The following is a 19,993-nucleotide window of genomic DNA, read 5'->3' on the forward strand; positions in this document are numbered from 1 at the left end:
AAGCCGGCCCCGGACCGTGCGTCAGTCGTCCTCGATTCGGGCGGCGACCTCCGGCGGGACTCCCTCCGAGGAGTCGGGCCCGATCGTCTCGGCGCGAGTCGCTCCCTCGGTGGGATCGAACAGCTGGATGGCGGTGTTGATGGTCTCCCAGTCGTCCTCTGCGGCCGCCTCGCGCAGGCTCTTGGTGGGAGCCGAGAGCAGCTGGCCCACCAGGGCGTCGGCCATCGCCTCGACGGTTTCCCGCTGGTCGTCGGTCAGCCCGCCTTGCGATTCGAGCTTCGCGAGGGCAGTCGTTACCTCCGAGCGCTTGATGTGCTGGGCGCCCTCGTACATCCCGCTGATCGCGTCGTCGGCCTGTTTTCGCTTGAACTGCCCGAGCAGGTGCTCGAGTTCGCGGTCGATCATCGTCTCGACCGTCGAGGCCGCCGCCGCCCGCTTTGCTGCGGTCCGTTCGGTGACCGTCTCGAGGTCGTCGAGATCGTAGAGGGTCACCGACGCGTCCGTCTCTGAGTCACGCTCGATGTCTCGCGGTTTCGCGAGGTCGACGACGCACGTCTGGGGGTCGAACGTCCCGGCGTCGAGGACCGGCTCGTCGCTGCCGGTCGCGGCGATCACCACGTCGACGCCCGACAGCACCGTCTCGAGCCCGTCGAGCGAACGCGCCTCGGCGTTGACCGGGAGCTCCTCGGCGATCCGTTCGGCCCGCGAGCGGGTTCGGTTCGCGACGACGAGCTCCGAGAGGTCGTATCGCGAGAGCGCCTGTGCGGCGAGGGTTCCCATCTCGCCGGCCCCGATAACGAGTGCACTCGCACCGTCGATCTCGCGCTCGCCCGTGATTAGCGAGACGGCAGCGCTGCCCAGCGAGACGACCCCCTCGTTGATCGCCGTTTCGGTGCGCGCGCGCTCGCCGACGTGGATCGCCTTCAACAGGGCGTCGTCCAGTATCTCGCCGAGCGCGCCGATCCCGCGGGCCTCGGCGTAGGCCTCCTTGAGCTGGCCGATGATCTGGTCCTCGCCGACGACCAGCGAGTCGAGCCCAGCGGCCACCCGGAGGAGGTGGCGGAGACTTTCCTCGTGGCCCGACCACGTCGCCGCCCCGTCCGGGAGCTCCTCGGTCCACGGACCGAGCGCTCGCCGCCCCGTCGCGATGTCGTCACTGACGACGTAGGCCTCGGATCGGTTGCACGTCTGGAGGGCAAACGCCTCCGTGACGCCCTCGCGGGCCAGCAGCGTCTCGATCAACTCGTTTCCGTCGGGGCGACAGGCCTCGTCGATCGTATCGACCGAGGCGGTCTCGTGGGTGACCCTGACCCCCGTGATGACGCCACTCACGGCGACCGACCCTCCGATTCGACTCTATCGATCACGTCTGCAACCACTTGCGGGCGGTTCGTGTCGCCCGTACGTAAATCCTTCCAAACCGCCGACGAGGAGACGACCGCCCGGAGCGCCTCCCGGCGACGCTCGGGGGACAGGTCGGCCAGTTCCTCACGCAGTTCGGCGGTCAGTTCGGCCATCTCGCCGGCCCCCGCGAGTTCGGGTTCGATCCGTTTTCTGAGCTCCCGGCTCAGTGCCGGGCTCCGCCCGCCCGTCGAGATCGACACCACCACCCCTCCCTCGCGAACCGTCGCCGGCACCACGACGCTTCCGGGTTCCCGGGAGCCGTGCGTGTCGGCGCGATTGACCAGCACCCCGCGCTCGCGGGCCTCGCGTTCGACCGCCTCGTTCAACTCCTCGTCGTCGGTCGCCGCGACGACCAGCGCCGGATCGGCCCGCTCGAACCACTCGGGCACGTCCGCGGGCGTCGGCGCCGCCCGGACGAGTTCGCTCCCGTCGAACGCCCCCGAGAAGGCGGGGCTCACGACGACGACGCGAGCCTCGCGCGAAAAGCGCCGGGCCTTTCGCGCGCCGACGCTCCCGCCGCCGAAGATCAGCACCGTCTGGCCCTCGAAGTCGTGCAACAGCGGGATCATTCGGTGTTGGCCTCGGCGCGTTCCTCCAGCCTGATGCCGGTCTTTTTCAGGATGCGCGACGAGAACAGCGTGTCCCAGTCCGCCTCGCCGACGTCCCAGAACTCCGCCATGCGCTTTCGGACCCGCTCGATGCGCTCTTCGCTTTCGGCCTCGCTTCGCCCGTGAGTCATCGCGAAGAAGTTGTACGGCCAGACCCCCTCGTGGCGCGGGCGCTCATAACAGTGGGTGACGAAGGGCAGCGAGGCGACCGCGGGCCCGACCTCGCCCACGAGGTCGTCGGGGACGTTCCAGACGGTCATCCCGTTCTCGGTGTAGCCGAGCGCGTAGTGGTTCGGAATCGCGCCCACGCGCCGGATCTTCCCCTCGCGGTCGAACCGTTTGATCGTCGCGCGAGCCCATTCGGGATCGGCGCCGAGGCCCTCTGCGATCTCCTCGTAGGGATTGGCGACGATCGGGAAACCGCCTTGGATCGCGAGGACCAGATCGCGCTCGTCCGGCGAAAGCGTCGTGCTGTCGGTCGGCTCGACCGCGGGACCCAGATCCGAGCAGTCGACGTCGCCCTCGGAGATCGGTCCCTCGAGCATGAACTTCGCCTCGACGCGGAACTCCCGCTGTTTGGGCAGGTTGTACGTCTCCTCGCCCGTCTCGGATTCGATCTCGGCGAGCACCTCCTCGACGCGCGATTCGTCCGCCACCGAGAGGACGAACCACATGTTCAGATGGGGGTGCTCGCGCTCGTAGTTATGTGCGACCTCCCGGTGGCCGTTGACCGCCTCGGCGACCGCCTCGAAGCGTTCTTCGGGGGCGTGCATCGCCACCAACGTCGCGGTTCCTCCGATCTCCTGGGCGTTCACCAGCGCGCCGAATCGCGTGAGGACGTCCGCCTCGTCCAGACGCCGAACGCGTTCGAGCAGTTCCTCGCCGCCCACTTCGACGCCCCGCTCCGAGAGCGCCCGTGCGGCGTGCTCGAAGGGGCGTTCACAGACCGGAAACCCACCCTGAAAGGCGTTGAGCAGGGCGCGGTCGACGCGGTCGAGGTCCTCGACCCGAGCCCGATTCATACGCGACGCTCGGGGTTCGCGTGGGATAAGCGTCGCGCTCCGCCCCGCTACTCCCGAACGCCGGTGACCCGAAAGCCCGCCTCGCGGATCCCCGCGAGGATCGCCTCGTGATCCGCCGACGCCTCGTAGTAAAAGACGACGTCGAAGGTGCCCTCCCGGAGGAGCTGCTGGCACTCCCAGACGAACTCGTCGCCCTCGATGGTCAGCCCCTGGTGCTGGTTCGAGGAGAAGTCCGTGTCGTCGGTCCCCGAATAGACGTAGGTGTCGGTCGGGTCGTGGCCCGCGCCCTCGGCGATGATCTCGCCGATGTCGACGGTCGCTTGATGCATCTCGATGTCGTCGGAACTCTCCAGTTCGGTGTGGACGATCGCGCCGGCCAGTTCGATCTCACCGGGTTCGAGCAGCCGTTTGGTCCGCTCGTAGAGGTCGTCGTCGAGCGTCTCGCTCATACGATCGGTGGGCGTGCCGGCCCTATACCGTTCACGGTCGGCGTCGCTGGTGGCGCGTGAAAATGACAGAACGTGGTTCGCGGGCGGATGCCCCCGATCGATCGAGTCGAATCCGAGACTACAGTCGCTCGAGGTTGACTGCGCGCGGGCCCTTGTCGGCCTGCTCGATGTCGAACTCCACTTCCTGGCCCTCTTCGAGGTCGGGGCCGCCGACGTCTTCCATGTGGAAGAACACGTCCTCCTCGGAATCCTCGCTGTCGATAAAGCCGTAACCACCGGTGTCGTTGAAGAAATCAACCGTACCTTTCGCCATTGCAACTACCGCTTCGTCATCCACCTTTAAAAATGTGCGCACGTCCCGCCGAGAAACGACGACCGGGCGACAGATACGACGCGGTGGGTCGGAGGGCGTTCAGATGGGTCCCAACCGACAGTATCATTGTATCGGGTGGCGTCGCCGCAGATAGATGGTATCGCTCGCACGCTCGCTTGGTTCCCGCGTGTACGAGAACCTCCTCCTGCGCGAGATCGACGACGGACCCACCCACGTCGCCGTCATCCAGGACGGCAACCGTCGGTACGCCCGCAAACAGGGCACCGAAACCTCCGACGGGCACCGTGCCGGCGCACAGACCACCGAACGGGTGCTCAACTGGTGTGAGGAACTCGGCATCGAGGAACTCACCCTGTATGCCTTCTCGACGGAGAACTTGGAACGTCCCCCCGACGAGCGAGAGGCGATCTACGGCCTGCTGTGTGAGAAACTCCGAGAGTTCGCCGACGCCGACCGGGTCCACGACGGCGGCGTACGGATCCGCGCGCTCGGGAACCTCTCGCTGCTTCCCGAACGGGTGCAGGAGGCCGCCCGGTACGCTGAGCGACGGACCCGGGAGTACGACACCTTCGTGCTCAACATCGCGCTTGCCTACGGCGGCCGGGCCGAACTGTTGGGGGTCGCTCGCGACGTCGCCCGGGCGGTCGAGACCAGCGATCTGCGCCCACGCGAGATCGACGCCGACGAGATCGACCGGCGACTGTACGACGACGAACTCCGGGACGTCGACCTGATCATCCGCACCGGCGGGGACGAACGTACCTCGAACTTCCTGCCGTGGCACGCCAACGGCAACGAGGCTGCGGTCTTCTTCTGTGCGCCCTACTGGCCGGAGTTCTCGAAGGTCGACTTCCTCCGAGCCGTTCGGACCTACCAACACCGCGAGGCCTCCTGGCAGCGCACGCGAACCCGGCGCGCGATGGCGCTCGTGGGCGCGCTCTCGGACGTCGATCTGCCGAAGGCACGGGACGTCCTCGACGGCGAGAGCGAACCCGCTACCCGGGAGACCCCTGTGCCGATCGAACGATAGTCGCCCGAGTTCGACCCGAACGCTATTGTTACTGGCTGCGTATTGATAGCATGGTACATTCGTTCGACGACCGCGATCGGGACGGATCGGACGGTCCGTCGGGACGGCCGCCGGCGACCGAGGACGTCGCCTTTCTCACTCGGTCACAACACCGAACCGTCGTTCTCGACGCGCTTGCCGACCGCCCGCGGGATCGGCGCGACCTTCGGACGCTGGCCGGGGTGTCGGCCTCGACGATCTGTCGGACTCTACGTGAGTTCGAGACGCGGTGCTGGATCCGCAAGGACGGCCACCGCTACGAGGCGACCCAGTTGGGTGCGTTCGTCGCCAGGGGGACCGTCGAACTGATCGACCGGATCGAAACGGAGCGACGGCTGCGGGACGTCTGGCCGCTGCTCGCCATCAGGGAGGGCGACCTCGGTATCGGCGCGCTCTCCGATGCGGTCGTGACCGTCGCCGCGGCCGACGACCCCTACCGGCCGGTCAATCGGTTCGTCTCGCTGCTCCGAGAGACCGAACGGTTTCGCTTCGCCGGTCCCGAACTCGCGCTGCTCGAACCCTGCCGGGACGAGCTCCGGCGACGGATCCTCGACGGGATGACCACGGAGATCGTCGACCCGCCCGGCGGCGCCGACCGCATCCTCTCGACGTACCCTGACCACTGTGCGGCTCCCCTCGAAAGCGGCAATCTCACGGTCTTCGTATGTGAGGACCTGCCGACCTACGGGCTCTGTCTCCTCGACGACCGGGTCGGGATCAGCGGTTACGATCCCGACAGCGGCACGGTCCGGGCCCTGATCGACACCGACGCGCCCGCGGTCCGCGAGTGGGCCGAATCGACCTACGAGACCCACCGCCGGAAGGCGCGGCCGCTCGTCCCCGAAACCGCCGTCCCGTAACGGCTCGACTCCTTCGGGGCCGGCGATCCCTTTCACCGACTGCAATCCGATCACGTCCTCCCACTATATCACTAGTTGCCTACAATACCCGCGCGTCCGTACCTCGACCGGAGGTACCATGTCAGTAGATAACACGAATCAATGGAGCGTCCGAGGGGAGTTCGCCGAGGCCTGCAACTGCTCGGCCCCGTGTCAGTGTCTCTACGGCGAGGCGCCCGACGACGACGAGTGTACCGGGGCCCTGTTCTGGCACGTCGAGGAGGGCGAGTACGACGGGGCCGAACTGGACGGGCTCACGGTCGGCGTCCTCCTCTACGACGAGGGGATCCTCTTCGAGGGGGACTGGAGGGTCGTCTTCCTCCTCGACGACCGGGCGGACGAGGCGCAGGCGGCAGCCCTCGAGGCGGTCTTTACGGGACAGGCCGGCGGGGTCATGGGTGCGGTCGCCGAACTGGTCGGCGACGTGCGGGCGGTCGAGACCGTCCCGATCGCCTACTCGAGGGATGAGGACCACGTCTCGATCGCGGCAGGCGAGGTCGCGGCGGTCGAGGCCGACCTCATCGAGGGGTTCGGCGAGGTTCCCGGCGAGGTGTCCCCGCATCCGGTCACCGCACCGTCGATGGCGGTGACCACCGGAAAGTCCGCCACGGCGACCGTCTCGTACGACGAGGAGTTCTCGTGGGACGTCTCGGGGAACAACGCCTTCCTGGGCGAGTTCGAGTACGAAGGCGAGTAGACCGGAACCGCCATGTCCACACACGAACTGCGCGATCGCATCGATCTCAGCCGCCTCCCGCTGGTCGCGCTGTCGGCGTACCTGCTCTCGCTGCTCGCGTGGGTCGCGCTCGTCGGCCGGTGGCTCCCGATGCCGGGCGGGGAAGCGGGCCACGGCGGTTCGGCGGGGGCGACGATGGCCGACCCCGGCGTGCCGGAGGCGATGGCACTGTCGAGCGGGTTCTCGGGTATCGCGCTCTACTTGCTCATGTGGGGCGTGATGATGATCGCGATGATGTACCCCTCGACGGTGCCGCTGTTCCGGCTGTACGGCGGCGCGCTCCGGGACGCGACGGGGCCCGAACGCGCGGCCCGTCTCGGTGCGTTCATGGGAACGTACGCGCTCGCGTGGGCGCTCACGGGTGCGGTGCCGCTGGCGGTGAACCGCTACCTCCCGATCGCCGCCCTCGCCGAGGGCCACGGTGCGCTCTTCGTCGGCGGGTCGCTGCTGGTGCTGGCGGCCTACCAGCTCTCGCCGTACAAGCGTCGCTGTCTGGAGTACTGCCGATCGCCGCTGGGTTTTCTGACCGAGCACTACCGTCCCGGCGTTCGGGGCGCGATCGGCCTGAGCGCGCGCTTCAGCGCCCTCTGTATCGGCTGCTGTTGGGCGCTGATGGGGCTCATGGTGGTCGTCGGTTCGATGAACCTGCTGTGGATGGGCGCGATCACGCTCGTCGTCTCGCTCGAACGGCTGGTCCCGTGGGGCGACCGGCTGGCGACGGGGGTCGGTGTCGTCGCCGGCATCGCGGGCGTCGGACTCGTCGCGAGTTGGCTACTCGTCGGTTGATAGCCGACGCCGGGCTCGCCCCTCGTGCTTCGGCCTACCGGCCGAACCGCCGGCTTCGTTTCTTGTAGTCGAGCACGGCTCTGAGGTAGTCGCGTTTGCGAAAGTCCCGCCAATTGACGTCCGTGAAGTACAGTTCCGCGTAGACCGACTGCCAGATCATGAAATCGGAGAGACGCTCGGCCCCGGTCTTGATCAACAGATCGGGTTCGTCGGGAAAGACCAGTTGGGATTCGATGTCCGCATCGCGGATCCCGTCGGGGTCGCGCTCGCCGCGTTCGACCTCGTGGGCGAGTCCGCGCACCGCGCGGGTGAACTCGCGTTTTCCCCCGAGTCCGATCCCGACGCTGATCGGGGCGTCGACCCGTCGGGTGTCGTCGGGTCCGCGGACGTCGACCGCCCGGGGAGCGTCGATTTCGGCGAGTTCGCTCGCGAGGGTGGGTGCGGCCGCCGGGTCCAATACGCTCACATAGACGGTCACGCGGTCGGCCTCGTACTCGAAGGCCCACCGGAGGACGTCCTCGAGGGTCTCGTAGGCCCCTCGTTCGAGGAGGTCACGTTCGGTGATCACGATGGCGACGTGGCTCGGGGACGCCCCGTCGTGGCGTCGAACGCGGGCGGCGAGATACCGGTCGTACAGACCCACACGCCATCTCTCGCCGGCGGCCCCGTAAGCCTCACGACCCCGCTTTGTGAGCACCTCGGGGATCGCCCCACATCCGATAGTATAAGTGTTCGACCCCGAAACCGGAGCGGTGTGACCGGCGAAGTCCGGCGTGCGGGTGCGTTCGCGCTCGTGGGTAGCCTCTCGCTCGCCGCACCGTTTCTCGGCCCCGCCGCGTTCGTCCCCTTTGCCGCGGTCGGCCTGCTTGCCGCACTCGTCATCGACGGCGGGCCCGTCTTCGACCTCTTTGCGCGTCCCGGCGACCGCGAGGACAACACGCTCTACGGGCTGGCGGGCTTTTCGCTCGCCGCGACCGGCCTCGCGTTGTTGGTGATCGTCGGCTTTCCCCCCGAACTGTTCGCCGGCACGGTCTGTCTGCTCGCCGGCGGCAACCTCCTCCAGCAGGTAGTCATAGCCCGCCGGAGCGGGGATATGGCTCCCGCCGCCGGCTTCGTCGCCGGCGGTTTCCTCGCCGGGACCGCCGCCCAGTTGCTCGTCACGCCCGTCTCGCTTTCGGTCGCGCCGGCCTCGGCGGCGTTTCTCGCGGCCTGCGGTGCGCTCATCGCCTCGCTGCTCCGGAGCGTTCTCTACGAGCGCGACGACCCCCTCGTGTTGCTGAGCGTGGGGCTCGTGTTGTGGGTGATCGCGGATCTCGGCGTCGAGACCACGCCGGTCGAGATCGCCGCCGCCATCGCCGTGACGGCGCTTTTAGGCTACGTCTCCTATGCGCTGGGGACGGCCTCGATCCCGGGGATGGTCACCGGGATGTTGCTCGCGCTCGTCACGATCGTCCTCGGGGGCTACGGCTGGTTCGTCCTGTTGATCGCGTTTTTCGCCATCGGCGGGCTCTCCTCGAAGTTCCGATACGAGAGAAAGCGATCCCGTGGGGTCGCCGAGGACAACGACGGCGCACGGGGCAGCGGCAACGTCCTCGGTAATTCGGCGGTCGCGCTCGTCGCCGTGTTGGGCTATGCCGCCACGCCCGATCCGCTTTCGGTCGCGCCGGGCGTCTTCTTTTTCGCCTTCGCGGGTGCGGTCGCGACGGCGATGGCAGACACCCTTTCGAGCGAGATCGGTGGCGTCTACGACACCCCCCGGCTCGTCACCACCGGCGAGCGCGTTCCACCCGGAACCGACGGCGCGATCACGTGGCAGGGCGAACTCGCCGGGATCGCGGGCGCGCTCGCGGTCGCGGGGCCCACACTCGTGCTCTTCGAAACGATCACCCTGTCGGGGGCGGTGCTGATCGCACTCGGCGGCGTCGCGGGTATGACCGCCGACAGTCTGCTGGGTGCGACCGTCGAGAACCGCTGGCTCGACAATCAGGGCGTGAACTTCCTCGCGACGCTGGCCGGAGCGCTGGCGGCGGTCGCGCTGGCGGCGCTCGCGGGCCTGTTCTGAAACGCTACGCAGGGCCGACCAGTTCTTCGAAGGTGCGGATCCGAACGCTGGTGGGTCGTTTCGTGTACTGGCCGCGTTCGCGCGCGATCGCCTGCGAGACGCCCCGCTGGGCCGCGACGTCGAGGACGCGCTGGCTCAAATCGCCGTCGAGGACCATCGCGTGTGGCGGTTTCCCGGCGTCCCGAACCGTCTCGAAGGCGTCCTCGGTGGGCGCGTTCGCGAGTTCCCGGAACTCGCCATCGAGCAGGCGGACCATCCCCGTGCCCTCGCCGATCACCGCCTCGGCGTGTTCGCGAAGCGACTCGGGTTCCGGCTCCACCGAGGCCTCGACTCCCGACTCGTCGTCGGTGTCAGCGGGGCGATCCGCTCCCTCGTCGATAGTCGGTTCGACCGACGCTCGGGCCCCTTCGCCCGGCGTTTCTGCGTGGCCGTCGGGGGCGGGCCGGGCGCTACCGTCGGTTGCGGCGACGGCCTCGTGTGGACCCTCCTCGACCATCGCCTGATACGAGACCTTCTCCCGGAGCGCCTCGGTGACCTCCTCCCGGGAGAGGTCCTCGACCGACCGACCCGCGGGCGCGAAGGCGACCGAGTCGATCTCGCCGACCTGTGCGAGTTCCTTCATGATGAGTTCGCCCCCGCGGTCTCCGTCGAGGAAGGCCGTCGTCGTGCGCTCGTTGGTGAGTTCGGCGACCGCCTCGGGGACGTTTGTCCCCTCGACGGCGATGGCGTTCTTGATGCCGTACTTCAACAGCTGGAGAACGTCCGCCCGCCCCTCGACGACGATGATCGCGTCGCCGCCGGCCACGCGGGGCCCCGCAGGATAGCCCTCGTACTCGGTGATGTCCTCGACGCGAACGCTCTCGCGCACCTGATCGAGCAACTCGTCGCTCGAGAGCACCGTCTCGTCGAAGGCCGTCGAGAGCAGGTCCCGGGCCCGGCTGACGACCTCGCGGCGGGCCGCCGCACGGGTGTCCTCGATGCGGCTGATTTCGAGGGTCGCCCGGCAGGGCCCGACGCGCTCGATGGTTTCGAGCGCCGCCGCGAGAACGGCGGTCTCGACCTTGTCCATACTGCTGGCGACGGTTACAGTCCCAGTGGACTGGCCCGCTTGGCTCGCGATCTCGACGTCGATCCGCCCGACCTTCGAGGACTGCTGGAGGTCGTGGATCTCCAGGTCGTCGCCCAACAGCCCTTCGGTCTGGCCGAAGATCGCGCCGACGACGTCACTCCGCTCGACCACCCCGTCGGCCGTGATGTCCGCGTGGATGAGGTATTTCGCAGTATCGTTGAGTGTCATTGGTAACTGTCATGAACGTCTCCATGACGCCGTACGGTTCGCGCCCGACGGGGAAAATAATTGCCGTCTGCGTTCGACACGTACTCTCCGGGGCTCTCGCGGCGCTCGACTCACCGACCCCCGTCGCGGGCGTCGTGTCGGTACTCCTCGAAGATCGACTCGATGGTCTCGCGGGCGTCCTCGCGGCTCGTCTCGCCGAAGCGGTACTCCCCGATGGGGACGCTCTCGACGACGGCGATCGCTGCGGGGTCCTCGATCAGGAAGACCGTGACCGTCTGTGCCCCGTACCAGACCGCCATGAGCCGGCGATCGGCGCTGACGGCGACGTACTGTGCCTCGTCGATCGCTTCATCCAGTTCGATCGTCATGTCCTCCCGGTGGGCACCGACCGTGTTAGTTCTGCTCCCGGTCATGGGTAATCCCCGGCCGATGGCTATCGCGGCGCCGAACGGGAGGCACGTGTCGTCGCCTTCTTCGCACGGGTCGCAAGCGCGAGAAACGTGATCCAGACCGTCAGCAGCGTCGCGCCCCACGCGGCGACCAGAAACGCCGTCGTGTTGCCCGCAAGCGCGACGGCCGCCGGCTCGGCGTACGGGAGGGTCGTGTGGTGTGGTCCACCGAGAACGGGAACGAAGTAATCGACCGTGAGATCGACGCTGTACCAGACGAGCGCTGCGGCGATCGCCGAGATCGAAAAGTCGCTGTAGCGTTGGATCAAAAAGGCCTGTGCGACCATTCCGAGGTGACTCACCAGCAGGAAGGCGTACATCGGGGGGGCGGTCCCCGCGAGGAAGGCCTCCCGGAAGGCGACGAGGACGAAGGGGGTCCACAGTCCGAGTTTGATGTTGCCGAAGAAGGCGAGCATATCCACCAATTCACTCTGTCGGTCGAGCTTCCAGAGGGCGAGACTCAGTGCGATAAAGAGGGTGGCGAGCGGGCTGTCTGGCACCCACGGCCACATTACCGCCGGCGTGCCCGCGAACTGAAAGCGGTAGTACCAGAAGCCAAAGGCCGTTCCCACCACGTTGATCGCGACGATGAGCCACGCGTACCGCAGCGCGAACTCCTCCAGCCGGCGGGGGAGGGGCGCGAGCCACGCGGGGAGTGTCGGCCCGGTCATTATCCCGATGGGTGGGTGTGTGAACCAAAGACCTGCCGGTTCGACGCTCGACCCGACGGATTTAGGGCGACGAACCCGGAGCTACCGTATGGACGACCGAGAGACACTGATGATGACGCCCGGACCGACCGCACTCCCCGAGGAGGTCCGCGAGGCGATGGCCCGCCCGATACAGAACCCCGATATCGAACCCGCGTTTAGCGAGTTTTACGGGGACTTCCTCGGGAAACTCGCCCGCGTCTACGGCACCGACGACGACCTCGTGGTACTGGCGGGCGAGGGGATGGTCGGGTTGGAGGCGAGCGTCGCTTCGCTGATCGAACCCGGCGACACCGTCCTCTGTCTCGCGAACGGGATCTACGGAGCCGGGTTCGGGGACCTCGTTTCCCTCCACGGCGGCGAGCCCGTCCTCCACGAAGTTTCGCCCACGGAGGGGTTCGACCCCGAGGCGGTCCGGGAGGCGGTCGAAGAACACGAGCCCGACGTGGCGACGATGGTCCACTGCGAGACGCCGACCGGCGTGTTGAACGATTTCGACGGGGTTCTCGACGTGTTCGACGAGGCGGGCGTGCTGACGATCTGCGATGCGGTCTCCTCGCTTGGCGGCGTGGAGGTGCCGACCGAGTCCATAGATATCTGCCTCGGAGCCTCCCAGAAGTGTTTCAGCGCGCCGCCCGGCCTCGCGACCCTGTCGGTGAGCGAGGCGGCCTGGGAGCGAATCGAGGCAATCGAACAGCGCTCCTTTTATTTGAACCTCGAACCGTGGCGCGATCTCGGGTTCGAGGACCCGCCGGCGGCGTTCCCCTACACCCACTCGGTCTCGGACCTGTACGCGCTCGACGCGGCGCTCGACCGGCTGCTCGACGAGGGCATCGGAACCGTCTTCGAGCGCCACGCGCGGGCCGCAGCGCACTGCCGGGAACGCGGGCGTGACCTCGGATTGGAGCCGTTCGCGTCGGAACACAGCTCACCGACCGTTACCGCCTTCGCGGTCGAGAACGCGGACACGCTCCGAGAGCGGGTCGCGACGGAGGGCGTCGTTCTGGCGACCGGCCTGGGGGAGTTCTCCGAGAGCGTCCTTCGGGTCGGTCATATGGGCTACAACGCCGAAATCGGGAGAGTCGACCGCGCGATGGACGCGCTCGAAGCCGTCCTCGATTGATCTCATCGCTTCGGCAGTGACAGTTATCGTGGTTCGGGACGAACGGACGTCATGTCAGTTGATACGAACTCCGAACCGGACGAGGGCGATTCGGATGCGAATATCGGGGTGGGAATAGCTATCGGCGTCGCCCTCGGCGTCGGGATCGGGACAGCGACGGACGACCTCGCACTGTGGCTCCCGATGGGGATCGCCCTCGGGGTCGCCATCGGGGCGGGGATGGGAACCCGGTAGCGAAGCGGCGACGCATGGCACCACCGACACGTATTACCCATGTCCGTTCTACGGGCCGAGTATGGCCGAGGAGACCGACATCGAGGAGCTGAAACGAGGGACAGATCTCGTCAAACGTGGCTTCGCGCGGATGCAGAAAGGTGGCGTCATCATGGACGTCGTCAACGCGGAGCAGGCTCGCGTCGCGGAGGAAGCCGGCGCGGTCGCGGTGATGGCCCTCGAAGCGGTGCCCGCCGACATCCGCAAACGCGGCGGGGTCGCCCGGATGGCCGACCCCGCCGACGTCGCGGAGATCGTCGAGAGTGTCTCGATCCCGGTGATGGGCAAGTCCCGCATCGGGCACACGAAGGAGGCCCAGATCCTCGAAGCCGTGGGAGTGGACATGATCGACGAGTCGGAGGTGCTGACCCCCGCCGACGACGCCTACCACATCGACAAGCGCGACTTTACTGCGCCGTTCGTCTGTGGGGCACGCGATCTGGGCGAAGCTCTCAGGCGGATCGAGGAGGGCGCGGCGATGATCCGCACGAAGGGCGAGGCCGGCACCGGCGACGTCAATCAGGCGGTGCATCACCAGCGCCAGATCAAGGGCGCGATCAGGAAGATCGAGGGCATGGCCCACGAGGAACGCGAGGCGTTCGCCCGCGAGATCGAAGCGCCGGCCCACCTCGTCCACGAGACCGCAGAGGCCGGTCGCCTCCCCGTGGTGAACTTCGCGGCGGGCGGGATCGCGACGCCCGCCGACGCCGCCTTGATGATGCACCACGGCTGTGACGGCATCTTCGTGGGCTCGGGGATCTTCGGCGCCGAGAACCCCGAGGCGATGGCCGACGCCATCGTCGCCGCGACGACCAACTGGGACAGTCCTGAAAAACTCGCCGAGATCGCCTCGAACGTCGGCAAGAGCATGACAGGCGACGCGAACGTCGACCTCCCCGAGGAGGAAAAGATGCAAGACCGGGGCGTCTAAACGAGCTGACGCCGGTTTCGATCGGCTCGAACTCAGAGCACGCCGAAGCCGAACAGCGGCCCGAAGACGACGTGGAGGGCGATTCCGACCACGAGTGCCGGAACCGTCGTGTAGATTGAGGCGACGATCGCCGCGGTCTTGTCCATCGCGATCAGGGGAAAGAGCGCGTCCCCGTCCTGACTGATCGCGTTCGCCGTCAGCGCCGAGAAGGGGATCGCGCCCTCGGCGTAGACGCCCGCGAGGACGATTTGGGGGCCACAGCCCGGGATCAATCCGAGAAGCGCACCGCCGACCGGCGCGAGTAGCCCCGCCGCGGCCGCGAACGCCGCGATATCGACGTTGCCGAACTGAACGACGTACTCGTAGAGCAGGTAGCCCGCGATCACCCAGACGGTGACGAAACTCGTCTCCATCGCCGCGTGCTGGAAGGTGTCGTAGGCGCTGTGAAACGACTCGCGGACGTGCCCGACCCCGCCCTCGCCGATGTAGCGCCGGCCGACCGCGTAGAGGTAGACCGAGAGGATCGACCCAGTGATCCCGGCGACGGTGAAGGCTCCTTCGAAGGTGGGCGCGACGGTCATCGCCACGTCGGGCGCGCCCCGCAGCAGGTAGACGGTGCCTGCGATAAGCGCCACGAGCGCGGTGGCCCACCACGCGACGTGGGCGGCGTGGCTCAGCCACGTCATGAACCCCGGCTCCCGTTTCCGACTGTGGTCGTGGCTGCACGCGACGCCGTCGTACTCGTGGCCCGGGTTCGCCGCGGGGTTCGCGCCGGCCGTCCCACTCACGACACCGCCGTCGGTGGCGGTCGGACGGAGTCGGGCGACCGCGCGGTCGACGCGGCCGACGCCGAGGCCGAAGCGGTCGATCGCGTATCCCGAGACGATCGCCGCGCCGAACGAGATCCCATACGCATAAAGCGCCGCTTCGGGCGCGAGTGCGAGCAGGACGAACGCCGAGTCGCCGGCGGTGGCGATCAGCGTCGCGACGACGGTCCCGAAGCTGACGCTCCCCCGGACGTACAGCGGCATCATCACGATCGCGCCGCCACAGCCCGGCGTCAGTCCCAATAACGCACCGATCAGGGGCTGGGCGCGTTCGTTGCGTTCGAGGCGCTCGACCAGCCGTCCGCCGGTCCGGTACTGCAGGTAGCTGAAGAGGACGACCGTGATCGCGACGAACGCGCCCACCTGGACGAACCCGTCGCGGACCGACCCGAGGAGGATCCCGACCGGATCAGCCACACTGCTCACGCGCCGCCGGCGCTCGCTCCAATGAATTAGACATCTCTAATCCTATCTTTAGCCTACTACAATATAGGTTTTGCGCAGCGATCGTCGTCCGACCGGGTTTTTATACCGACCGCCCGACCCTTCGATATGGAGTTCGGCGTGCTGAGTACGGCGGGTATCGCGCGGAAGGCGTTCCTCCCGGCAGTGGAGGCGAGCGATCACGCGGTCGGCGCGATCGCCTCGCGCGACGGCGATCGCGCGCGAAGCGTCGCCGAGGAGTACGCGATTCCCCGCCACTACGGGAGCTACGAGGCGCTGTTGAGTGACGATGGGATCGACGCGATCTACGTCCCGCTGCCCAACGGGTTGCACGCCGAGTGGACCCGGAGGGCGACCGACGCGGGCCTCGACGTGCTCTGCGAGAAACCGCTCGCAGCGGACGCCGCGGAGGCCCGGGCGGTCGTCGAGCACTGTCGCGAACGGGACGTGACGCTGATGGAGGGGTTCATGTACCGCTATCACCCCCGCACGGAGCGCGCCGTCGAACTCGCACGCGAGGAGTTGGAGGGCGTTCACTCGGTGTCGGCGACGTTCAAGTTCCCGCTCGAAGGATCGGAGGACGTGCGCCTCTCGCCGGAACTGGCCGGCGGGAGCCTGATGGACGTGGGCTGCTATGCGGTTTCGGTGGCGCGGCACTTCTTGGGCGAGCCCGAGACCGCCTTCGCGACCGCCCACGATTCGCGGGACGCCGGCGTCGACACCGATCTCACGGGAATTCTCGACTTCGGCGGGGGCACTTCGGCCCGTGTCGCCTGTGGGTTCGACTCGCAACTGGTCCATACCGCGTCGAGGGGGAAAACGGCTGGATCGAGGTCGAGGACGCCTTCGACGCGCCCACCGACGAACCGACCGAGCTTACCTATCGGGTCGACGGCCGTGAGGGCACGGAGACCTTCGACCCGATCGACCAGTTCCGCCTCGAAGTCGAGGGCTTCGCCTCGGCTGTCGAATCGGGCGAGTCCCCGCGGACGGACGGCGAGGAGGCGATCGAAAACATGGAGGCCATCGACGCGCTGGCCGAGAGCGCCGAGCGGGGCGAGGTCGTCGACGTCGAGTGATCTCTCAGAACAGTTCCGCACCGCGTCCGACCCGCGTCTGGTAGGCGCGCGCCTCGATTCCCTCCCCGGCGAACCGATCGAGCATCGCGCTCGCGATGGGTTTTCGCCGGCGCTCCTCGCAGGCGGCGATGATCGCCGGGCCCGCGCCGCTGACGGTCACGCCGGTCGCGCCCGCTTCGAGGGCGGCTTCGCGCACGTCGGCGTAGCCGTCAATGAGGTCCGCGCGCGCGGGCGTGACGATCCCGTCCTCCATGCCCTGTCCGACGAGGTCGGGATCGTCACGGAACATCCCCGCGACGAGCGTGGCGGCCCGGCCGACGCACTCGACGATCTGTGAGACCTGTGCCGAGCGCGGTACCACCCGGCGGGCGTCCCGCGTCGAGATCACGATCTCGGGCAGACAGACCACCAGCGGGATCGAGGCGTCGACCTGCGTGACCCCCTCGGGGGTGGCGATCGTAAACCCGCCCATGATCGAGGGCGCGACGTTGTCGGCATGGGCCTCCCCCGAGACCAACGCCTCGCCCTCGGCGGCGTAGGGGACGAGTTCCTCGCGGGAGTAGCCCAGATCGTAGGCCGCGTTGATCCCGACGGCGACGGCGGCGGCGCTGGCCGCCGAGGAGCCAAGCCCCGAGGAGGGACGAACCCCCTTGTCGATCCGGATGGTCGCGGGCGATTCGAGTGCCTTCGCGACCGCGCCGGCGACGTTCTTCTCGGGGTCCTCGGGAATGAACTCGCTTCCCGCCCCCGCCATCTCGATCGTCGTCGCCTCGGCGGGTTCGACCCGAACGACGTCGGCGGGCTTCGAGAGCGCCGCGCCGAAGACGTCGAAGCCGCTGCCGAGGTTCGCGCTCGTCGCGGGGGCCCGCACGGTAACCATACCCGCCCTTCTTGTAGGGCCAGCAAAAAGGTAGCGTCTCCGCGCTTACGCGTCGCCCTCGTCGCGAACGCCCGGTGCGCTCCCGACGTCGACGTCCTCGGGTTCCTCGCCACCGCCGACGCCGACCTCGCCGTGTTCGTCTTCGACGTACAGGTCGTCCGCAAAGCCGCCCTCGGCGTGGGGATGCTCGGGATCGTCGAGTTTGTCGAGGGTCGCCGGTGCCTCGGGGATCCCGTCGGCGGGCCGGAAGGAACCGAGCGGGTCGTCGATGGTGATATCGTAGCGCTCGAAGAAGTTCGCGTAGCGCTCGTAGTGTTTTTCGAGTTCGTCGACGGGGATCTCCATCATCTCGGTCCATCCATGATTGAAGAAGTCGAAGTTGGCCTGGATGTGGGTGATCTCGCGGGCACCCGCCTCGTCGAAGTCCTCTTCGAGCGCGCGCAGGTAGGTGTCCATCGTCGCGTCGAAGAAGGCGTCCAGATGTGCGCGACGTTCCTCTTGTCTGTGTTCCTCGGCCTTTCCGAGGAAGATCCGCGTGTGCATCTTCACGAGTCCGTAGTTCGTGACGGTGCTGATGCCGGGAGTCGACAGCGCCTTTTTTGCGGCCCAGTGGCGCGGGTTCTGTCGGATCTTCATGCGAGCGGGTTAGAACGCCAAAACCTTGAACGTCCCGACGACGATCCTTTCGGAATAGCAACCGACTTTACCCCTCGTGTCGAACCGACGGCCATGACCCAGTCGTACGTGATCATCGGCGATGGGATCTCGGGGAGTTCCGCCGCCGAAACCCTCCGCGAGAAGGACCCCGACGCGGAGATCACGGTCATCACCGACGAGGGTGAACCGCTGTACAACCGCATTCTCATCAAGGAGTTCGCCAAAGGAAAACTCCCCGAAGCGCCCATCTCGATCCACGACGAGGGCTGGTACGAGGACCGGGACATCACCCTCTCGCTGAACACCCACGTCACCCGCATCGACCCCGACGCTCACGTCGTCCACACCCACGAAGGTGCGGATCTGGAGTACGACAAACTGCTGATCGCGACGGGCGGCACGCCGACCCAACTGCCCGTCGAGAACTCCGACGCGGACGGGATCCACCACTTCTGGACGTTCCAGGACGCCCGCAACATCGAGGCCGACGCCAGCGAGGCCGAGACGGGCGTCGCCGTCGGCGCGGGCCTGCTGGGGATCGACCTGGCGGCGATCTGTGGCGCCCAGGACGTCGCGGGCAAATATCTGATGCGCGGGAACCGCTGGTGGCGCTATGCGCTCTCGCTGGACGGTGCGGAGATCATCCACGATGGACTCCGGGAGAAGGGCGTTGAGCCGGTCTTCGACAGCGGTGTCGACCACTTCGAGACGGACGACTCGGGACGCGTCACCGCCGCGGTCGACCCCAACGGCGACCGCTACGAGGCCGACTTCGTCGGGATCGCTATCGGGCTGAACTTCAACACCGAGTACCTGCGGGGATCGGGTATCGAACAGGACGAAGGGATCGTCGTCGACGAGTACATGCAGACGAACGTCGACGACATCTACGCCGCGGGCGATCTCACCCGGTTTTACGACACGATCCTCGGCGAGTACGCCCAGAACGGCTCGTGGGGCTCGGCAAAGGAGCAGGGCAAGATCGCGGGCGTCAACATGGCCGCCGACGAGGAAAGCGAGGCGTTTCGCTGGGTGTCCTCCTACTCCATCACCCACTTCGATTTCCCCTTCCTCTCGTTTGGTCACCCCACCCTCGGCGACCAGCACATCGAGCGCAAGTACTCCGACACCGAGTGGCGCCGCATCGCCATCAAGGACGGCAAGGTCGTCGGCGGCGTGCTGATCGGGGATCTGGCCCCCCAGACCCGCCTGAAGAAGCTCATGCGCGAGGAGACCTCCGTTGAGGGCCAGACAGAGGTCCTGCTCGAAGAGGAGATCGACCTCGACCAACTCGTGGTCTCGCAGTAACGGTATCGCATACCGGTTCGACGCCCTCGCTCGGGGTGGTGTGATGACACCCCGTCGATTTTGCCGTCTTTCGGACCGCTAACTGGAAATCCGGGAAACACCTACCGAATAGGATGGTATCGATCAACAGGGGACGGATGGCTGCCGAGATCGACGGGGAGTACGTCGTCTACATCAACGGGATGCGGCTCAACAGGCTCCGAGCGCTCCCGAGGTATCTCTACGCCGGCATCCAAGCCGGGAGGATCTTCAAACGGTTGGAGGCGGATCCGGACAGCGGATTTCTGGGTTATCTGCCGGCGTACATGAGCCCGCGAAGCGGCGCCGCCATCCAGTACTGGCGCTCGCTCGAGGACATCAGACGGTTCGCACAGGACCCGGACGACCGTCACGTCCCGGTGTGGCGGTGGTACAACGAGGCGGGCGGAAACGACGGCGGACTCGGGTTCTGGGCCGAACTCTACGTCGTCAAGGACGGCAGTTTCGAGACGTTCTACCGCAACGTACCGCCCATCGGACTCGGCGAACACGGGTCGCTCGTTCCGATGACGACCCATCGCCGAGGACTCGGCCTCTCCGACGAGGAAACAGCCGTACATCCAGCCGACGACACCAATAACGGGTAAGGCCCGCTTCGAGGCACACA

Annotated in this window: 22 protein-coding genes and 1 pseudogene; 11 read left to right on the forward strand and 12 right to left on the reverse strand. The window is 67.3% G+C overall.

The features are described 5' to 3' along the window. Positions 1 to 21: 21 nt before the first annotated feature. From hemA to HACJB3_RS05895, 5 genes are all read right to left on the reverse strand, one after another. A complete protein-coding gene (gene hemA / locus HACJB3_RS05875; protein ID WP_008414806.1) occupies positions 22 to 1,332 on the reverse strand; it encodes a glutamyl-tRNA reductase in 1,311 nt (436 codons plus the stop codon). Next, positions 1,329 to 1,973 (reverse strand): precorrin-2 dehydrogenase/sirohydrochlorin ferrochelatase family protein, encoded by a 645-nt coding sequence (locus HACJB3_RS05880; RefSeq protein ID WP_008414807.1) that lies wholly within the window; start codon positions 1,971 to 1,973, stop codon positions 1,329 to 1,331. The genes hemA and HACJB3_RS05880 overlap by 4 nt, the downstream gene beginning before the upstream one ends. After that, the gene (gene ahbB, locus HACJB3_RS05885) at positions 1,970 to 3,034 is read right to left on the reverse strand and encodes a siroheme decarboxylase subunit beta (RefSeq protein ID WP_008414808.1); all 1,065 of its coding nucleotides are present in this window, start codon (positions 3,032 to 3,034) and stop codon (positions 1,970 to 1,972) included. Before ahbB ends, HACJB3_RS05880 begins: the two co-directional genes overlap by 4 nt. Before the next feature lie 47 nt (positions 3,035 to 3,081). Next, positions 3,082 to 3,483, reverse strand: a complete 402-nt coding sequence (locus HACJB3_RS05890) for a DUF5778 family protein (protein WP_008414809.1) — start codon at positions 3,481 to 3,483, stop codon at positions 3,082 to 3,084. 118 nt (positions 3,484 to 3,601) lie between these two features. Further along, a complete protein-coding gene (locus HACJB3_RS05895; protein ID WP_008414810.1) occupies positions 3,602 to 3,796 on the reverse strand; it encodes a cold-shock protein in 195 nt (64 codons plus the stop codon). A 154-nt stretch (positions 3,797 to 3,950) separates the two neighbouring features. Between HACJB3_RS05895 and uppS the strand changes: the two genes are divergently transcribed. The 4 genes from uppS to HACJB3_RS05915 all read left to right on the forward strand — a co-directional run bounded on the left by uppS (position 3,951) and on the right by HACJB3_RS05915 (position 7,307). Then, positions 3,951 to 4,847, forward strand: a complete 897-nt coding sequence (uppS, locus tag HACJB3_RS05900) for a polyprenyl diphosphate synthase (protein WP_008414811.1) — start codon at positions 3,951 to 3,953, stop codon at positions 4,845 to 4,847. A gap of 50 nt (positions 4,848 to 4,897) precedes the next feature. Next, entirely contained in the window at positions 4,898 to 5,746 is an 849-nt protein-coding gene (locus HACJB3_RS05905) for a helix-turn-helix transcriptional regulator (RefSeq protein WP_008414812.1), read from the forward strand. Positions 5,747 to 5,864: 118 nt separating this feature from the next. After that, a complete protein-coding gene (locus HACJB3_RS05910; RefSeq protein WP_008414813.1) occupies positions 5,865 to 6,482 on the forward strand; it encodes a DUF1326 domain-containing protein in 618 nt (205 codons plus the stop codon). A gap of 12 nt (positions 6,483 to 6,494) precedes the next feature. Beyond that, the gene (locus HACJB3_RS05915; protein WP_008414814.1) at positions 6,495 to 7,307 is read left to right on the forward strand and encodes a DUF2182 domain-containing protein; all 813 of its coding nucleotides are present in this window, start codon (positions 6,495 to 6,497) and stop codon (positions 7,305 to 7,307) included. A gap of 34 nt (positions 7,308 to 7,341) precedes the next feature. Here the strand turns inward: HACJB3_RS05915 and HACJB3_RS05920 are convergent, their stop codons facing one another. Next, positions 7,342 to 7,950, reverse strand: coding sequence for an undecaprenyl diphosphate synthase family protein (locus HACJB3_RS05920; RefSeq protein WP_008414816.1), 609 nt, complete (start codon positions 7,948 to 7,950; stop codon positions 7,342 to 7,344). Between the two features lie 111 nt (positions 7,951 to 8,061). On the opposite strand from HACJB3_RS05920, the gene HACJB3_RS05925 reads away from it, so the two are divergent. Then, positions 8,062 to 9,369 (forward strand): DUF92 domain-containing protein, encoded by a 1,308-nt coding sequence (locus HACJB3_RS05925; RefSeq protein WP_008414817.1) that lies wholly within the window; start codon positions 8,062 to 8,064, stop codon positions 9,367 to 9,369. 4 nt (positions 9,370 to 9,373) lie between these two features. On the opposite strand, the gene dnaG is transcribed toward HACJB3_RS05925, so the two are convergent. The 3 genes from dnaG to HACJB3_RS05940 all read right to left on the reverse strand — a co-directional run bounded on the left by dnaG (position 9,374) and on the right by HACJB3_RS05940 (position 11,786). Beyond that, positions 9,374 to 10,666, reverse strand: a complete 1,293-nt coding sequence (gene dnaG, locus HACJB3_RS05930; RefSeq protein WP_013199425.1) for a DNA primase DnaG — start codon at positions 10,664 to 10,666, stop codon at positions 9,374 to 9,376. Between the two features lie 110 nt (positions 10,667 to 10,776). Beyond that, complete coding sequence (locus HACJB3_RS05935) at positions 10,777 to 11,079, reverse strand: hypothetical protein (protein ID WP_008414826.1); 303 nt, start codon at positions 11,077 to 11,079, stop codon at positions 10,777 to 10,779. A gap of 20 nt (positions 11,080 to 11,099) precedes the next feature. Further along, positions 11,100 to 11,786: a DUF1405 domain-containing protein gene (locus tag HACJB3_RS05940; protein ID WP_008414827.1), complete on the reverse strand. Its 687-nt coding sequence runs from the start codon at positions 11,784 to 11,786 to the stop codon at positions 11,100 to 11,102. Between the two features lie 88 nt (positions 11,787 to 11,874). Between HACJB3_RS05940 and HACJB3_RS05945 the strand changes: the two genes are divergently transcribed. The 3 genes from HACJB3_RS05945 to pdxS all read left to right on the forward strand — a co-directional run bounded on the left by HACJB3_RS05945 (position 11,875) and on the right by pdxS (position 14,152). Next, the gene (locus tag HACJB3_RS05945) at positions 11,875 to 12,948 is read left to right on the forward strand and encodes a pyridoxal-phosphate-dependent aminotransferase family protein (protein WP_008414828.1); all 1,074 of its coding nucleotides are present in this window, start codon (positions 11,875 to 11,877) and stop codon (positions 12,946 to 12,948) included. A gap of 51 nt (positions 12,949 to 12,999) precedes the next feature. Beyond that, positions 13,000 to 13,182: a hypothetical protein gene (locus HACJB3_RS05950; RefSeq protein WP_008414829.1), complete on the forward strand. Its 183-nt coding sequence runs from the start codon at positions 13,000 to 13,002 to the stop codon at positions 13,180 to 13,182. Positions 13,183 to 13,243: 61 nt separating this feature from the next. Then, positions 13,244 to 14,152, forward strand: a complete 909-nt coding sequence (gene pdxS, locus HACJB3_RS05955; protein WP_008414830.1) for a pyridoxal 5'-phosphate synthase lyase subunit PdxS — start codon at positions 13,244 to 13,246, stop codon at positions 14,150 to 14,152. Between the two features lie 32 nt (positions 14,153 to 14,184). Here pdxS and HACJB3_RS05960 read toward each other — a convergent pair whose 3' ends face one another. After that, a complete protein-coding gene (locus tag HACJB3_RS05960; protein WP_008414831.1) occupies positions 14,185 to 15,396 on the reverse strand; it encodes a putative manganese transporter in 1,212 nt (403 codons plus the stop codon). Positions 15,397 to 15,531: 135 nt separating this feature from the next. On the opposite strand from HACJB3_RS05960, the pseudogene HACJB3_RS18730 reads away from it, so the two are divergent. After that, positions 15,532 to 16,502: pseudogene (locus HACJB3_RS18730) on the forward strand (Gfo/Idh/MocA family protein). Between the two features lie 4 nt (positions 16,503 to 16,506). Here HACJB3_RS18730 and HACJB3_RS05975 read toward each other — a convergent pair. Next, positions 16,507 to 17,382, reverse strand: coding sequence for a homoserine kinase (locus tag HACJB3_RS05975; protein WP_008414835.1), 876 nt, complete (start codon positions 17,380 to 17,382; stop codon positions 16,507 to 16,509). Between the two features lie 45 nt (positions 17,383 to 17,427). Further along, positions 17,428 to 18,018, reverse strand: a complete 591-nt coding sequence (locus tag HACJB3_RS05980; protein ID WP_008414836.1) for a DUF6149 family protein — start codon at positions 18,016 to 18,018, stop codon at positions 17,428 to 17,430. Positions 18,019 to 18,111: 93 nt separating this feature from the next. Between HACJB3_RS05980 and HACJB3_RS05985 the strand changes: the two genes are divergently transcribed. Next, positions 18,112 to 19,347: an NAD(P)/FAD-dependent oxidoreductase gene (locus tag HACJB3_RS05985; protein ID WP_008414837.1), complete on the forward strand. Its 1,236-nt coding sequence runs from the start codon at positions 18,112 to 18,114 to the stop codon at positions 19,345 to 19,347. Between the two features lie 113 nt (positions 19,348 to 19,460). Beyond that, positions 19,461 to 19,973: a monooxygenase family protein gene (locus HACJB3_RS05990; protein WP_238532841.1), complete on the forward strand. Its 513-nt coding sequence runs from the start codon at positions 19,461 to 19,463 to the stop codon at positions 19,971 to 19,973. Positions 19,974 to 19,993: the final 20 nt, after the last annotated feature.

This window comes from Halalkalicoccus jeotgali B3, assembly GCF_000196895.1.
Taxonomy (GTDB): domain Archaea; phylum Halobacteriota; class Halobacteria; order Halobacteriales; family Halalkalicoccaceae; genus Halalkalicoccus; species Halalkalicoccus jeotgali.

What these genes read in the sequence shown, in the direction of transcription:
- uppS (WP_008414811.1), top strand. Translation starts at nt 3,951, where the DNA reads ATGGTATCGCTCGCACGCTCGCTTGGTTCCCGCGTGTACGAGAACCTC.
- HACJB3_RS05945 (WP_008414828.1), top strand. Translation starts at nt 11,875, where the DNA reads ATGGACGACCGAGAGACACTGATGATGACGCCCGGACCGACCGCACTC.
- HACJB3_RS05890 (WP_008414809.1), bottom strand. Translation starts at nt 3,483, where the DNA reads ATGAGCGAGACGCTCGACGACGACCTCTACGAGCGGACCAAACGGCTG.
- HACJB3_RS05975 (WP_008414835.1), bottom strand. Translation starts at nt 17,382, where the DNA reads ATGGTTACCGTGCGGGCCCCCGCGACGAGCGCGAACCTCGGCAGCGGC.
- HACJB3_RS05895 (WP_008414810.1), bottom strand. Translation starts at nt 3,796, where the DNA reads ATGGCGAAAGGTACGGTTGATTTCTTCAACGACACCGGTGGTTACGGC.
- HACJB3_RS05990 (WP_238532841.1), top strand. Translation starts at nt 19,461, where the DNA reads ATGGTATCGATCAACAGGGGACGGATGGCTGCCGAGATCGACGGGGAG.
- HACJB3_RS05935 (WP_008414826.1), bottom strand. Translation starts at nt 11,079, where the DNA reads ATGACCGGGAGCAGAACTAACACGGTCGGTGCCCACCGGGAGGACATG.
- HACJB3_RS05940 (WP_008414827.1), bottom strand. Translation starts at nt 11,786, where the DNA reads ATGACCGGGCCGACACTCCCCGCGTGGCTCGCGCCCCTCCCCCGCCGG.
- HACJB3_RS05880 (WP_008414807.1), bottom strand. Translation starts at nt 1,973, where the DNA reads ATGATCCCGCTGTTGCACGACTTCGAGGGCCAGACGGTGCTGATCTTC.
- ahbB (WP_008414808.1), bottom strand. Translation starts at nt 3,034, where the DNA reads ATGAATCGGGCTCGGGTCGAGGACCTCGACCGCGTCGACCGCGCCCTG.
- HACJB3_RS05950 (WP_008414829.1), top strand. Translation starts at nt 13,000, where the DNA reads ATGTCAGTTGATACGAACTCCGAACCGGACGAGGGCGATTCGGATGCG.
- HACJB3_RS05980 (WP_008414836.1), bottom strand. Translation starts at nt 18,018, where the DNA reads ATGAAGATCCGACAGAACCCGCGCCACTGGGCCGCAAAAAAGGCGCTG.
- HACJB3_RS05910 (WP_008414813.1), top strand. Translation starts at nt 5,865, where the DNA reads ATGTCAGTAGATAACACGAATCAATGGAGCGTCCGAGGGGAGTTCGCC.
- HACJB3_RS05905 (WP_008414812.1), top strand. Translation starts at nt 4,898, where the DNA reads ATGGTACATTCGTTCGACGACCGCGATCGGGACGGATCGGACGGTCCG.
- HACJB3_RS05985 (WP_008414837.1), top strand. Translation starts at nt 18,112, where the DNA reads ATGACCCAGTCGTACGTGATCATCGGCGATGGGATCTCGGGGAGTTCC.
- pdxS (WP_008414830.1), top strand. Translation starts at nt 13,244, where the DNA reads ATGGCCGAGGAGACCGACATCGAGGAGCTGAAACGAGGGACAGATCTC.
- dnaG (WP_013199425.1), bottom strand. Translation starts at nt 10,666, where the DNA reads ATGACACTCAACGATACTGCGAAATACCTCATCCACGCGGACATCACG.
- HACJB3_RS05915 (WP_008414814.1), top strand. Translation starts at nt 6,495, where the DNA reads ATGTCCACACACGAACTGCGCGATCGCATCGATCTCAGCCGCCTCCCG.